The organism is Aeromonas sp. RU39B (assembly GCF_900156095.1).
Taxonomy (GTDB): Bacteria; Pseudomonadota; Gammaproteobacteria; order Enterobacterales; family Aeromonadaceae; genus Aeromonas.
Genome location: NZ_FTMJ01000002.1, coordinates 67,937 through 82,915, shown reverse-complemented (window position 1 = coordinate 82,915; position 14,979 = coordinate 67,937). Strand labels below are relative to the sequence as shown.

The window sequence follows — 14,979 nt, the reverse complement described above, 5'->3', positions numbered from 1 at the left end:
TGCTCTCGTTATTTTTTGGTATGAAAAAAAGGGCCCTGAGGCCCCTTTTTTTACCAGAAATTAACCGAGCAGGGTAGCCAGTTGCTGACTAACCGCATCCACGCTCTGGGTACCGTCGATTTTGTGGTACTGAGTGTGGCCGGCTTCGGCCTCTTTCTTGTAGAACCCGACCAGCGGAGCGGTCTGGGTGTGGTAAACGTCGAGACGCTTGCGCACAGTGGTCTCTTCGTCATCGGCGCGGATCACCAGATCGTCGCCAGTCACGTCATCTTTGCCTTCTACCTTGGGCGGGTTGAACACCACGTGGTAGGTACGACCCGAGCCCGGGTGCACACGACGGCCGCTCATGCGCTTGACGATCTCTTCGTCCGGCACGTCGAACTCGAGCACGAAATCAACACTGACGCCCGCATCCTTCATGGCTTGCGCCTGGGGAATGGTGCGCGGGAAACCGTCAAGCAGGAAGCCATTGGCGCAGTCGGACTGGGCGATACGCTCCTTGACCAGACCGATAATGATGTCGTCGGAGACCAGCTGGCCTGCGTCCATCACCGCCTTGGCCTTGAGGCCCAGCTCGGTGCCCGCCTTGATCGCGGCGCGCAGCATGTCGCCGGTCGAGATTTGCGGAATACCGTGTTTTTCCATGATGAACTGAGCTTGGGTACCCTTGCCGGCCCCCGGTGCTCCGAGCAGAACAATGCGCATACACGCTCCTATAAATGGGTTATTCAAATCGTTTGCGGGAAAAAACTACACGCTTTCCCCTGCTTCCACAAGCCGCAGGGCGGCAACCGGCCATTTTACCACCACTTTTGAGTTAGTTATTGGGCGTTTGGCCGAATAAAAAGCCCACCGCAAGCGGTGGGCTGCACTGAAATGTTCTTTATTAGCCAAGCAGCAGACGGTTTACCCGCGCCACAAAGCTGGCCGGATCGGTCAGACCGCCCTGCTCAGCCAGCTGCGCCTGCTCGTGCAGCAGGGTGACCCACTCACCAAACAGCGACTCGTCGGCAATGCCGTCGAGTTTCTTGACCAGCGGATGCTCCGGGTTGAGCTCAAGGATGTATTTTTGCTCCGGCACCGGCTGGCCGGCAGCACGCATCAGCTTGATCATCTGGGTGCTCATGCCGTAGGCATCGGTCACGATGCACGACGGAGAGTCGGTCAGACGGTGAGTCACACGCACCTCTTTGACCACATCACCAAGGCTTGCCTTGACGCGCTCAACCAGGCTGGCGTTGGCCTTTTCAGAGGCCTCTTGCGCCTGTTTGTCGGCATCGTCTTCCAACTCGCCCAGATCCAGCTCACCACGGGTGACCGAGATCAGTTGCTTACCATCGAACTCGCTCAAGTGACTCATCAGCCACTCATCGACACGCTCCCACATCAGCAGCACTTCGATGCCCTTCTTGCGGAAGATCTCCAGGTGCGGGCTGTTCTTGGCGGCGGCATAGGAGTCAGCGGTGATGTAGTAAATCTTCTGCTGACCTTCTTTCATGCGGCCAACATAATCTTCAAGGGAGACAGTCGCGGCTTCGCCTTCGCCTGCGGTGCTGGCAAAGCGCAGCAGCTTGGCAATCTCTTCCTTGTTGGCATAATCCTCGGCCGGACCCTCTTTGAGCACGTTACCGAACTCGTTCCAGAACTTGGCGTACTTCTCGGCGTCTTCCTTGGCCAGCTTGGAGAGCATGGTCAGTACACGCTTGGTGCACGCTTTGCGCAGGGCCGCAGTGGTCTTGTTGTCTTGCAGGATTTCACGGCTGACGTTGAGCGGCAGATCGTTGGAATCGAGCACCCCTTTCACAAAGCGCAGATAGGCCGGCATAAACTGCTCGGCGTCGTCCATGATAAAGACGCGCTGAACATAGAGCTTGAGGCCATGTTTTTGCTCGCGGTTATAGAGATCCCACGGCGCACGGGCCGGGACGTAGAGCAGGCTGGTGTACTCCTGCGCCCCTTCTACCCGGTTGTGGCCCCACAGCAGCGCATCCTCAAAATCGTGCGCGATGTGCTTGTAGAACTCCTGATACTCTTCGTCGGTGATCTCTTTGGGATTGCGGGTCCACAGCGCCGTGGCGCGGTTCACCTTCTCCCACTCGGCCGGCGAGCCCACGATGGTTTCGCCATCCTCTTCGCGATCGGGCGTCGCCTCTTTGTACATCTCAACCGGAATGGAGATGTGATCGGAGTACTTGCCCACCACCGAGCGCAAACGCCAGTCGTCGAGGAACTCTTCCTCTTCGGCGCGCAGGTGCAGGATAACGTCAGTACCACGGCTCTCTTTGGTGATATCGGCGACGGTGAAAGAGCCTTCCCCTTCCGATTCCCACTGCACGCCGCGATCAGCCGGCTCACCGGCCGCACGCGACAGCACGGTGACCTTGTCGGCCACGATAAAGGCGGAGTAAAAGCCCACCCCGAACTGACCGATCAGCTGGGAGTCCTGGCTCTTGTCACCGGAGAGGTTCTTGAAAAATTCGGCGGTACCCGAGCGGGCGATAGTTCCGAGGTGCTCAATCACCTGATCACGGCTCATCCCGATCCCGTTGTCGGAGATGGTCAGGGTACGCTTTTCCTTGTCGACGATCAGGCGAACGCGCAACTGACCGTCATTCTCATACAAGGAAGACTCTTCGAGCGCCTTGAAGCGCAGCTTGTCGGCAGCATCGGAGGCGTTGGAAATGAGTTCGCGCAGGAACACTTCTTTGTTGGAGTACAAGCTGTGGGCCATCAGGCTCAGCAGCTGCTTCACTTCGGTCTGAAACCCGTGGGTTTCGGCATGAACGGCTTGGGTCATCGGCAATTCCTTGACGATTCTGGTTGAACGGTTTCGTCAGGAAAGATGGGGACGCCCAACCAGCTTTCAAGAGGCAACGAGTGCGTTTGCTGCCTTTTTCATCAAATACGGCGGGTTATTGCTAAATCTGCGAGCGCTGGCGCACGACAATCACAGGCTGCGGCGCGCCAGCACAAGTTGAGTTAAGGAGCTGACGCTCCCGCTTAGTTAAGAGCTGACGCACCGGCTTCGTTAAGGGCCTGTCGCACGACTTAGTTAAGGGGCTGTCGCCCCATCAGAGAATGAGACAGCGTAGTGCCATCAACCAGCTCCAACTCACCGCCCACCGGAACGCCGTGGGCGATCCGGCTCACGTTCACACCGGCGGAGCGCGCCAGCTCAGCGATGTAATAGGCGGTAGCATCCCCTTCGATGGTCGGATTGGTGGCCAAAATCAGCTCGGAAATCGACTCATCGGCCAGTCGCCGCTCAAGAATATCGAGCCCCAGATCTTCCGGGCCAATGCCATCGAGCGGTGAGAGGTGACCCATCAACACAAAATAGCGGCCGCTGTAGTGGCCAGTCTGCTCGATAGCCGCCACATCGGCGGGACTTTCCACGACGCACAGCAGGCCATTTTCGGCCCGTTTGGGATTGGCGCACAGCTCGCACTGCTCGTTTTCGGTAAAGGTACGGCAGTGACTGCAGTGACCAATCTGGGTCAGTGCCCGGGTTAAGGTTTGCGCCAGTTTGATACCACGGCCGCGCTCGCGCTCAAGCAGCTGAAAGGCCATGCGCTGGGCAGATTTGGGCCCCACACCCGGCAACACTTGCAGCGCCTTGATCATCTCATCAAGCAGGGGACTGAATTTCATGGGGATCTCATTTTCGAAGGCAGGACTTTGGCAGGACTATACACAAACTGGCGGGCAAACTGAATGTGCGCAGAGATGTCACCCGGAGAGGCGCACCATGGTAACGGGATTGATCTTCTGCCAATGCTGGCAATAGGTTAGAAAATCATCGATGGCCAGCGGCTTGGAGTAGACATACCCTTGCACTTTATCTACGCCAATCCGACGTACTACTTGTAGCTCGGCCTGAGTCTCCACCCCTTCTGCGACCACCTGCACCCCAAGCTGGTGCGAGAGCGTGGTAATGGCGCTGACAAACAGGGACTGACGCTCGTCACTGTCGATGGCGGTAATAAACGAGCGATCTATTTTGAGTTTGTCAAAATAGAGCTCGCGCAGATAGGAAAACGACGACCAGCCAGTCCCGAAATCATCAAGAGCGACCCGAATGCCATGACGCCGCAGGCTGGCAAAGATCTGTTTGCTTAAGGGTAAGTCATCCAGCGCGATGGTCTCCGTTAACTCCAGAACCAACTGATCCAGTCTGAGTGGGCCACCCGCCATCAGTTGCACGGTATGCTCTGCCAGCCGGGTATGGAACATCGATCCCGACAAGTTAACCGACAGCTCGAGTCGAGCCAGCGTCGATGCAGGAAAGCGCGAGAGATCGTGTTGCAGGCGGGCGAAAATCCACTGGCCCAGCCGCTCGCCCATACCGTTCTCTTCTGCAAGGCTTATCACATCGAACGGATTGATAAAGCCAAACGTGGGGTGGCGCCAGCGCAGCAGGGTCTCGGCCCCCAGCACATTCCCCCCACGCTCATGGATAATCGGCTGATAACACAAAAACAGCTGATCACCCGGCGCAGAGTGGATAAGTTCATTGAGCTCGGCAGAGAGTTGACGATTGCGCTGATAGTGTTCGTGCATTTTGGAAGAGAACACCACATAGCGGTGAGCCCGCTGTCTCTTGGCACTCTCGAGGGCAATATCGGCAAACAGCAACCGCTCTTTAGGCGTGCCCGTCGCGCCGGCCTGATGACAAATCCCCATAAACGCACGAACCCGATGCGCCGGATCGGCATCGAACACAAAACGCTGCACCCGGCAAAGCACCGTCTCCAAAAACGGGAAACGCAAATAGGCAGGGATCTTGCCAGCTATCACCAGCGCAAACTCGTCACTGCCGATGCGGGCGATAAACATGCCGGGCTGCCGATGGCGCGTCAGCTCGTCGGCCACCCCTTTGAGTAGGGCATCGCCACGCTCGTACCCCAGACTGTCGTTGACCTCACGAAAATGACCCAGATCCAGTAAGCAGAGGGTGATCTCCCCCTGTCCTGCCCGCCGTTTGGCCGCCAGAGACGCCAGATGCTGCAACAGGGCCGCTCGATTGGGCAATCCGGTCAACGCATCATTCCAGGCCAGATAATGCTGACGCTTCACTTCGCGAAACAGCTGCAGCAGCATCAAGGCGCAGGCCAGCAGCAAAACGGCCAGGATAAGAAAGTTCTGCACCCGGGTTTTAGCCAGTAATGTGCGCTGCTCAATAGCCATGGGGCCGGTGAAGTTTCTCACCATCACATCGCGCACATCGGCCAGCGCCTGATGCAACTGCACAGAAAATGCCTGCAGCCCTTTATCACTGGCCTTTCCCGTCATCACGTCACGCTCATGCTGCTGGAAAAGCTGCAAAATGCGCTCTGCCACGACGCCTGCGCCAGAGCGATCGCGCACCGGTTTTGCCTCAGCGCCGTGGATAAACACATCAAGCCGGTTCCAGGCGATGTCAAAGCGGCGATTCATCTCCTGCGCGCTGGTGGCCCCGGCGCGATAGAGATCGAGTGCATGCTGAAAGCTTTGAATCTCCAGCTCGAGCTGGGCCAGTGACCATGCCGAAAGCTGGGTATAGCGGGTCACAGCCTTGAAGGCGCGATCATAATTCCAGACTGACCAGACTGCGACGCCAAGAAAGGCGGTCATCAGCAAGATCATGGAAAGGAATTTACCGCGCAGCATCTTACTTTCCAGCAATAGCAGAGAGTTGCCACACCATGCGGCTGTGGTAAATCTCTTTGTCCAGTTCAGGATGTTGCGAGAGAGGGTAAATCACCCAGAGTGGTCCCTTGTTACGCAGTGTCAGCTCCTTGCCATCCTGCCGGGATGCCAGCAGCACATCAAACTGCTCACCATCAGCCAGCGGCAGTGCAGCCCAATAATCATTAAGCGCCACAGCTTTGACCTCATCACCACGAATGTTGAAGTGTTTGACCAGATCGCGCAGCAAGACACCGCGATAGACGTGCTCACCTTCGGTCCAGGGCGTTCGGGTGGTTAATTCGTGCTGAGGCAAAGCATCAAAATCGGCGCGGGTCAGCGCGATCGAGTCCTTACCATCACAACAGCCAGCCACCTTGATGGTCAACAGCGGCTCTTGTGCCAATGCACTCAGGCTGATCAGCGCGAATAACAGACCGGACAAATTGCGCAAGATGCGTCCCATATCTTCCTCCATGATGGTGTCGGACTTGCTAACTTCTTGAGATGTCATGCCTTTATATGGGCACACGCTGTCTAGAAGAGTAGTAGAGTGCAGGCCATGTGCCTATACCACTCTCGTCTAGTGTTCGAAGAAAAGCACCATATGGAAACTAAATAAAACGCTCCCGGCCGCGCTTGCGTTCAGGAGCGTTGATTACACCTAAGGATTGATTAACAGGGATTACACCTTGAACTGCCCCACCCGCTCGGCCAGATGACGAGCAAGCCTATCCAGCTCTTTACCACTGTGACTAACCGATTGGGATACTTGGCGCCCCTCACCGGCCAACTCGTCCAGCTCGGTAACACTCTTGTTGATATCGTTCATCACCGTGCTCTGCTGCTCGGTGGCCGAGGCAATCTGGAAGTTCATGTCTTGCACTTGCGCAACCAGCCCTTGAATGGAGGAGAAGGCGCTGCGCATCTGCTCGGCCATCGCCACCGAGCTCTGCACCTGCTCATGACCCTTGTCCATGGCCACCACGGCGCCGCTCACCTGTTGCTTGAGCGAGGTGATCATCGCCTGAATATCGGCTGTCGAATTCTGGGTGCGCCCCGCCAGGGTACGGACCTCATCGGCCACCACCGCAAAACCGCGCCCCTGCTCACCGGCGCGTGCCGCTTCGATGGCTGCGTTAAGCGCCAGTAAATTGGTCTGCTCGGCAATGCTTCGGATCACATCCAGCACCGTCGCGATCCGCTCCGATTCGGCCTCCAGCTGGGTCACGATCTGGCTGGCGTGTTGAATACTGCCTGAGAGCTGATGGCTCAATGTGCTGTTTGTCTCCAGCAGCGACATGCCATGATTGGCCGCTTGCTGCGCCTCATGGCTCTGCGCTGAGGTGGTTTGCGCATGTTGCGAGATATCGGCCACCGCATGGCTGATCTCGGTAATGGCAGCCACCACCGAGCTCAAATGCTGCTGTTGCTGCTCACTGACCGCTTCAGCATGGTGAACAATCTTACCCATATTGAGGGTACTTCCCTCGAGCGTGTTCACATCGGTAATCACATCCTTGATGAGCCCCTGCAACTGATCGAGCAAGCGGTTCACGCTCATCGACAGCTGGCCCAATTCATCACGGGAGACAATCGGAAGGCGGTTAACCAGATCACCGCCCCCCATGGAGATATCATCGATTTTACTGCGCACCTGATTGACCGAATTCACGATCGCTTTGGGATTGGTATAACTCAGTACCACCCCGATCAGCACAGAGATCACAGCGATGATGAGTGTCATCTGTTGACGGCTGTCACTGGTGGCCGTTGAATGTTGGTGCAGGCGCGCCCCGAGCTGATCGCCCAGCTCGCCAGCAAGGTTGTACTGCTGGCGTAACTGGTTAAACAGTGTATCGGCACCGTTCAAGAGCGTGATGGCCTGCGCTTTGTCGCCTTTGGCCAGCTGGGTGAATACCTCGGCAGAAGCGTTGTGCCAAACACTAAACTGCTGCTCAAAGTTGCTCAGACGGGAAGTGATCTCCGGATAAGCCGCCAGCGCCGCCAAAAATCCGTTCATCCGCTCATGGGCCTGCTGCACGTTTTCATCAAAGTCGGCCTTTTTAGCGCCCACCTGCGTGCTATCGGTAGCCAGAATCGCCTCATGTTCGGCCAACAAGGCCTGATAGAGATCCCGGTCGGCATTGATAACCCCTTCCACGGCAGGGAGCACGTTACCGGCTATCTGCTCGGAGTTGTGGCTAAGGGTCTCCAACGCCCGATAATTCAAGACACTGCTGAGCAAAATCAACACTGTCAGCAAGATCAACCCGGCACTGACCTTGACTCGCAAACTGTTCCAATTTCCCATTATCCCTTATCCTTAAGCGACTATTATGTTAAGAAAATGCAAGCGTGATTGACTTGCATAATATGAGTGGACGTTCGATTTATTTATCTGTTGAAATTAAATAAAACCTGCCTGCTTTTAATTTTTATAATGAATCATCACTCATATTATTCTCTATATTCAATTCCTCTTATCTCACTGTCAATCCACAGAACACAATAAATGTTCGCGGCACTGTGTATATGATGCAACGCATTCAGGCTTAAACCTAAAGATGAAATGAGTTTGAATATCAATTAGCTCAATGGAAGCATCGTGTTTTAACGTGGCCATGCTTGAATCATATGGAAAATACGCTTCTCTAACCTGCTACCTTTAAGGCCTGGCGCCACGGCCAGCATCCCGCCAGAGTGCATGGCACCTGCTTGCAGCCATAGCGCATTCACTGTATCTATCGACAAGTGAAGCTCGATAGCTTTACATGACAAAGCACGATAGGTTTGAACTTAATTGCATTCGTCATGAAATTAACAACTGGCGATGAATTAAATAATATCCAGGTGCTTCATTTTTTCACGCACTATATTTTACAAGCGAAGATTACTAGCCAAGCGATATCAGTGCATAACTGTCGCTCAAATACCTGTGCTGGGCATACCACCCTATTTCTCACAAGTGTGAGCCAAATCACTCATTGCAGTCACAGTGGAAAATAATAAGCAGTGAGCAGCGATAAAAAAAACGCAGCCAGCGGGCATCAGGCTCGCTGGCTGCGTTGATATTCACATGGGCAACATTTGCTACAGCGCAAACGTTCGCCAAGAAAGCGGCATTAGAACGGCATCTTGAAGCCGGGGGGCAGCTGCATACCGCCGGTCAGCTCAGCCATCTTGCTCTTGTTTTGCTCTTCAACACGGCGCACGGCGTCGTTGAACGCGGCGGCGATGAGGTCTTCCAACATCTCTTTGTCGTCTTCCATCAGACCTTGGTCAATCTCGACGCGGCGCACGTTGTGGTTACCCATCATGGTGATTTTGACCATACCGGCACCGGCTTCACCGGTCACTTCCATCTCGGCCAGCTGCTCTTGCATCTTTTGCATGCGATCTTGCATCTGCTGAGCCTGTTTCATCAGGTTACCGATTCCACCTTTACCAAACATATCTTGTCTCTCATCTCTTAACGGATACGGCGCCTGGCCGCGGGGCTTGCTTCACATATGGGGATGAGCAAGCAGTTTTTCAAATCCGGACGGGGCCGGTCACTCCACCAGAGGCTCAATGGAGTCAACATGCAGCTCGGCACCAAAACGCTGGCGCATAAACTGTACGTGGGGATCATGTTGCATATCACGATTCGCCTGCTCTAAAACCTGATGATAGAGACGATGCTCGACCTCAAGCGGCGTCTCCTGCCCGTCGATGACGCCCAGCTCGACCTCAACGCGCACGGTTTCACCCAGCGCCGGGGCCAGATGCTCAGCCAGCGCCTGACAGGCCCGCTCGCTGACCAGATGACGCTGCTCGGGCTTGAGGGTCAAATGCAGAAGGCCCGGCTCACGGCGCATCACCGAGTTAATCGCCAGCTGACGCAGGCGACCCGCAACCTGAGTGTGGGAGATAAGTTCAGACCAGCTATCACCGCAGTGGGCCAAGAGGCTGGAAGGCAGTAACCGCTCACCAAAGCCTGACACACTCTCTTCGGCAGACTCCAACTCATCCCAATCGATGGGGGCTCTCGCTGCAGGCTCTTCGACAACGGGCACATCCTGAGCCATAGGCGCAATCGGTGCCGGCATATCAGCGTCTAAGGCCGACACGGACGGTTGAATTGCTTCAGTCTGCGGCACTGGCAAAGACGCATCATCCAACGACCAGGGCGGCAAATCGGAGGAGGTTGAAACCACCGGTGGCGTGACCGGTGTCTGCGCCTGTGGCTGCCACGAGATCTGCGCCATGGCCGCTTCATAATCGTTCCAGCTATCGCCGTCACTTTCCTCTTCATCAGGCTCGGCGAACGCAGGATCCATCCGTCTTGCTGGCCGCACGAGGGCACTCGCCTCTTGCTGCACAGACGCGGGGGACGCGGCGACTGGCGCTGGCGTCACCACTGACGGCGCAGGCACCGCCTCGCTCACCCGAGCTGGCGGCGTATAAGGCTTGGCGGCGGTAACGGCTGGCGCCGCAGCCGGGGCATCACCCCGCAGACGGCTGCGCAGCATATTGCGCTTGCCAAGCAGCGACAGCGCACCGGAGGTATGCGGCGCCGGTGCTTCAGGCATGGGCGGCTCGGCGGCACTCTCGATCACAACGGGTGCGATCTCATTTCTCGGTGCAGCAGACGAAGCAGGCGTATCTTCGGCCTGATACCCCATCTGCTCGGCCTGAGCCATTAACTCGGTCTGCTCGGCAAAGAGCGCCTGCTCGTCGTGCTCCGGGTCCTCTGGCTCGGCTGGCGCCGTTTCAGGCTTTCCCGGCGCAGGTGCGACCACCGGCGCAGAGAGAGCAGCAACGCCCAGCGGCGCAACGGCTTGCGCCATAGTGGCAAAGCTCGCGCTCGGCAGTGCCACCCGCCGGGGCGAGAAGGCCAACATACGCAGCACCGTCATCTCAAGGCCACTGCGGCCATCCGGCGCCCAAGGCAGCTCTTTGCGGCCATTGAGGGCAATCTGATAGCAAAGCTGCACCTCTTCGGCGGCCATAGTGCGCGCCAGCTGCAGCAACAGCTCGGCCTCGGCGCCCTCCTCCTGCACACTGGCAGGCAGCAGCTGGGCCATGGCCACCCGGTGCAGCAATGATTCGAGCTCGGCATGCAGCTGATCAAAATCGGGACCGAGCGTCGCAATCTCGGCCACCTTGGCCATCGCTGCCGGACCATCCTGGCGCAGCACCGCCTCCACCAGCTGATAGAGATGGCGATGGTCGAGCGTACCGAGCATGGCGAGCACGCTCTCGAGATGGACACTGCCATTGCCGTGAGCCAATGCCTGATCGGTCAGACTGAGCGCATCGCGCATACTGCCGTCGGCTGCCTTGGCCAGCGCCAGCAGGGCGCGCGGCTCAAAGGGTTGCCCCTCCTGATCAAGCACCCACTCCAGCTGCGTGGCGATCTGGGTTTGATCCAGACTCTTTAAATGAAACTGCAGGCAGCGAGAGAGAATGGTGATCGGCAATTTCTGCGGATCGGTGGTCGCCAGCAGGAATTTGACATAGGGCGGCGGCTCTTCCAGCGTTTTGAGCAGCGCGTTGAAACTGTGGCGCGAGAGCATGTGCACTTCGTCGATGAGGTACACCTTGAAGCGGCCACGTGCCGGGCGATACTGCACGTTGTCGAGCAGCTCGCGGGTATCTTCCACCTTGGTGCGCGAGGCCGCGTCAATCTCAAGCAGATCGACGAAGTTACCCTGCTCCACTTCGCGGCAGGTATCACACTCTCCGCAGGGGTGACTGCTCACCCCGCGCTCGCAGTTGAGGCTCTTGGCCAGAATACGGGCGATCGTGGTCTTACCGACCCCACGGGTGCCACTGAGCAGGTAAGCATGGTGCAACCGCCCCTGATCCAGGGCATGAGTCAGCGCCGTCAGCACGTGCTGCTGACCAACCACCTGATCGAATGTACGGGGGCGCCACTTGCGGGCCAATACCTGATAGCTCATCGCACTCCAGAGGGGAGAAGAAACGGATCTAAACCGGGATGCTAACACAAAGGATGCGGTGGCAATACCTTGCGCGCGTGCCGGTGCGCGCGACTGACCGCTTTTCAAACGCCACAAACACAAGAGGGAAAACCGGCCGGTTTTCCCTCTCGTTTTGCAACACCTGCACAGTGCGTGCTGGCTGTCGTCAGATTACTCGCCGTCGAATTCGACCAGACTGAGCACCTTGACACCGGCTGCGGTCAGGCGGGCTTCGCCACCGAGCGCCGGCAAGGAGATCACAAAGGCAGCATCGGTCACGGTGCCACCAGCGCGGCGGATCAGTTTGACTGCGGCTTCGACGGTACCGCCGGTGGCCAGCAGATCGTCAATCACCAGCACATTGTCACCGGCAGAGATGGCATCTACGTGCATCTGCAGGGTGTCCTGGCCATATTCGAGTTCGTAAGACTCCTCGATCACTTCGCGCGGCAGTTTGCCGGGCTTGCGCACCGGAACAAAGCCAACGCCCAGCGCACAGGCGACCGGCGCACCAAAGATGAAGCCACGCGCTTCAGTACCGACGACCTTGGTAACGCCATGATCACGATAGTGCTCGACCAGCAGATCGATGGTGGTGCGAAACGCATCCGCATTCTCTACCAGGCTGGTGATATCACGGAACATGATGCCCGGCTTCGGGTAGTCGGGAATGGTTTTGATGCTGTCTTCGAGAAACTGCAGGGTATCCTGGTTCATGCTTTGACCATTTCTTCGTATCGCTAGCGCGACAAACAAAAAGGCCCGTCATTGCAAAAATGACAGGCCAACTCCATTGCATTTTGCCGCCATAGCTTAGGCACTTCACTCCTTCAATGCAACTGGCTCGACCACAGGCAAACGATTGATCCAAGTGAGCAAGATCACCATCATGATAATCAGTAGCAAACGAACCCAATCTATCGATACCACCAGCAACGAGAGACCAAACGAGAGCAGGATCATCACATTGGCACGCCGTTTGGCCGAGCGACGCATCCCGCGATAACGCTGCCAGTCATCGATCATGGGGCCGAAATGGCGCTGATTGAGCAGCCAGTGATGAAAACGCGGCGACGAGCGGGCAAACAACGCGGCCGCCAGCAACACAAACGGGGTGGTAGGTAACAACGGCACCACAATGCCGATGATGCCAAGGAGCAAACTGAGCACGCCCAGCAGGGTCAACAGATGGTTCATGGCCCCTCCGACAGGATATTCCTGCATCCTAGCAGAGATCCGGGCTGACAGCAGCGGCGCGGACAACTACAATCTCGCCTCCTTTTTATCCCAAGAGAACTGCAGCCGCCATGCACGTTACCCTGGCCCCCATGCAGGGGGTGCTCGATCACCTGATGCGCGAAACCCTCACCGCCATCAACGACTATGACCTGTGCATCAGCGAGTTTGTGCGGGTGGTTGATCAGCTGCTGCCGGCCAAGGTGTTCTACCGTCTCTGCCCGGAATTAAAGCAAGGGGGCAAAACCCGCGCCGGTACGCCGGTCCGGGTTCAGCTGCTCGGTCAGCACCCCGAGTGGATGGCCGAAAATGCCCTGCGCGCCATTGAGCTCGGTTCACCGGGCGTGGATCTTAACTTCGGCTGCCCCGCCCCCACGGTGAACAAGAGCCAGGGCGGCGCGGTGCTCTTAAAAACCCCCGAGACGGTGCATGCCATCGTCAAGGCGGTACGTGAGGCGGTGCCGGCCCACATCACGGTCAGCGCCAAGATCCGCCTTGGCTTTGAGGATAAAAGCCTCTATATGGAAAACGCCGACGCAGTCTATCAAGGCGGCGCCGATGAGCTCGCCGTGCATGCCAGAACCAAGGTCGAAGCCTACCGCCCTCCGGCGCACTGGGAATATATCGATGCCATTCGCCGCGCCCTGCCCATCCCGGTGACCGCCAACGGCGAGATCTGGAATCACCACGATGCCACGCGCTGCCAACAAGCCAGTGGTTGCGAGCGGCTGATGGTCGGGCGCGGCGCCTTGTCGCTGCCCAATCTTGCCAATGTAATGAAGCAACACTGCGCCCATCTGCGCTGGCCCGAGGTGCTGGCACTGATGGTGACGTATAGCCGCGAAGATGCTGCGGGTGATAAAGCTGACTACACCCCGAGCCGCATCAAGCAGTGGTTTTCCTACCTGGTGCGTGAATATCCGCAAGCTGACGACCTGTTTCGCCGGGTGCGCACTATCAAGGTGGCCGACGAGATCCGTGCTGCATTGGAGCTTGAAATGGTCCGCCTGCAGAGCACCTTGGCCTGATCAATCCCGTCGGTTTGGCCGTCGCGGCGCTGCCGCATTTCTGCTGTAATAGCCAGGTTGTCGCCGCGTTTCTGTGATGGCGCCACGCTGTCATGAAAGGATGCGCGATGTTTGCTGGTGTTATGTTTGCCCTGCTGGCGGGTTTGATGTGGGGCTTGGTGTTTGTCACTCCGCTGTTATTACCGGATTACCCGGCAACCCTGCTCTCTTGTGGCCGTTATGTGGCCTTTGGCCTGGTGGTGCTGCCGCTGGCGTGGCGCGCTCGCCGCCGTCTGGCTCAACTGTCGAGAAGTGACTGGCAAGAGGCGCTGGCCCTGACGCTGGTGGGCAACCTGCTCTACTATTTCCTGCTGGCAAGCGCCATTGGTCATATCGGCGCGCCGCTGGCGACCATGATCATCGGCACCCTGCCGGTGGTGACGGCGCTAAGCGCCAACCTGCTCTATGGCAACCGTGACGGACGACTGCCTGCCCGGCGCCTCTATCCGGCACTGCTGATCATTGCCGCAGGACTTTATCTGGTGAACCGGGCCGAACTGGCCTGGCAGCCGGTAAGCCTTGGCCAGCAACTGCTCGGCCTCTCCCTCGCCTCTGCGGCTGTGGTGTGCTGGACTTGGTATCCCCTGCGTAACGCCCGCTGGCTCAGAGCCCACCCCCATCGCAGTGCTGCCGTCTGGGCCACGGCGCAAGGGCTGGTGACACTTCCGGTGGCGCTGATTGCCTATCTGCTCGGTTGCCTGCAACTGAGCCTGACCACCCCCGATTTTTCCCTCCCCTTTGGTCCAACGCCGTGGCGGTTTATCGGCCTGATGGCCACGGTGGGGCTGTTTTGTTCCTGGGTGGGAACCCTGTGCTGGAACGCCGCCAGCCAGCGTTTACCTACCGTACTGGTCGGCCCCTTGCTGGTGTTTGAAACGCTGGCCGCCCTGCTCTATGCCTTTGTGCTGCGCCAAACCCTGCCCGGCACCGGAGTGCTACTCGGAGTGGTCTGTCTGGTGGTGGGTGTGCTGGCCGTGGTCAGTGCCGCCCCCAAACCGGCGCGGCAGGAAAAAGGGGGCAATGCACAGTTAACTTGACAC

General features: G+C 57.6%; 12 protein-coding genes. 2 read left to right on the top strand and 10 right to left on the bottom strand.

Features of this window, described 5'->3' with window-relative positions; translation table 11 throughout:
* Window positions 1-60 precede the first annotated feature (60 nt).
* The 10 genes from adk to BW958_RS03160 form a co-directional block, all read right to left on the bottom strand.
* Window positions 61-705 (bottom strand): adenylate kinase, encoded by a 645-nt coding sequence (gene adk, locus BW958_RS03205; protein WP_076574287.1) that lies wholly within the window; start codon window positions 703-705, stop codon window positions 61-63.
* Between the two features lie 181 nt (window positions 706-886).
* The gene (gene htpG, locus BW958_RS03200) at window positions 887-2,797 is read right to left on the bottom strand and encodes a molecular chaperone HtpG (protein ID WP_076574285.1); all 1,911 of its coding nucleotides are present in this window, start codon (window positions 2,795-2,797) and stop codon (window positions 887-889) included.
* 251 nt (window positions 2,798-3,048) lie between these two features.
* Complete coding sequence (recR, locus tag BW958_RS03195) at window positions 3,049-3,651, bottom strand: recombination mediator RecR (protein WP_076574283.1); 603 nt, start codon at window positions 3,649-3,651, stop codon at window positions 3,049-3,051.
* Window positions 3,652-3,729: 78 nt separating this feature from the next.
* Window positions 3,730-5,649 (bottom strand): putative bifunctional diguanylate cyclase/phosphodiesterase, encoded by a 1,920-nt coding sequence (locus tag BW958_RS03190; RefSeq protein WP_076574281.1) that lies wholly within the window; start codon window positions 5,647-5,649, stop codon window positions 3,730-3,732.
* 1 nt (window position 5,650) lies between these two features.
* On the bottom strand, window positions 5,651-6,133 hold the full coding sequence (locus BW958_RS03185; RefSeq protein ID WP_076574279.1) for a putative pterin-binding protein: 483 nt from the start codon (window positions 6,131-6,133) through the stop codon (window positions 5,651-5,653).
* 219 nt (window positions 6,134-6,352) lie between these two features.
* Window positions 6,353-7,981 (bottom strand): methyl-accepting chemotaxis protein, encoded by a 1,629-nt coding sequence (locus tag BW958_RS03180; RefSeq protein ID WP_076574277.1) that lies wholly within the window; start codon window positions 7,979-7,981, stop codon window positions 6,353-6,355.
* Between the two features lie 811 nt (window positions 7,982-8,792).
* Window positions 8,793-9,122 (bottom strand): YbaB/EbfC family nucleoid-associated protein, encoded by a 330-nt coding sequence (locus BW958_RS03175; RefSeq protein WP_076574276.1) that lies wholly within the window; start codon window positions 9,120-9,122, stop codon window positions 8,793-8,795.
* 99 nt (window positions 9,123-9,221) lie between these two features.
* Window positions 9,222-11,615 carry a DNA polymerase III subunit gamma/tau gene (dnaX, locus tag BW958_RS03170; protein ID WP_076574274.1) on the bottom strand — a complete coding sequence of 798 codons (2,394 nt, stop codon included), beginning with the start codon at window positions 11,613-11,615 and terminating at the stop codon, window positions 9,222-9,224.
* Window positions 11,616-11,807: 192 nt separating this feature from the next.
* Entirely contained in the window at window positions 11,808-12,353 is a 546-nt protein-coding gene (apt, locus tag BW958_RS03165; RefSeq protein ID WP_076574273.1) for an adenine phosphoribosyltransferase, read from the bottom strand.
* A 105-nt stretch (window positions 12,354-12,458) separates the two neighbouring features.
* Window positions 12,459-12,833, bottom strand: coding sequence for a YbaN family protein (locus BW958_RS03160; protein ID WP_076574271.1), 375 nt, complete (start codon window positions 12,831-12,833; stop codon window positions 12,459-12,461).
* Between the two features lie 110 nt (window positions 12,834-12,943).
* Here BW958_RS03160 and dusC point away from each other — a divergent pair, with 110 nt between their 5' ends.
* Complete coding sequence (dusC, locus tag BW958_RS03155) at window positions 12,944-13,900, top strand: tRNA dihydrouridine(16) synthase DusC (protein WP_076574269.1); 957 nt, start codon at window positions 12,944-12,946, stop codon at window positions 13,898-13,900.
* A 107-nt stretch (window positions 13,901-14,007) separates the two neighbouring features.
* Complete coding sequence (locus BW958_RS03150; RefSeq protein ID WP_076574267.1) at window positions 14,008-14,976, top strand: DMT family transporter; 969 nt, start codon at window positions 14,008-14,010, stop codon at window positions 14,974-14,976.
* The last annotated feature ends 3 nt before the right edge of the window (window positions 14,977-14,979 follow it).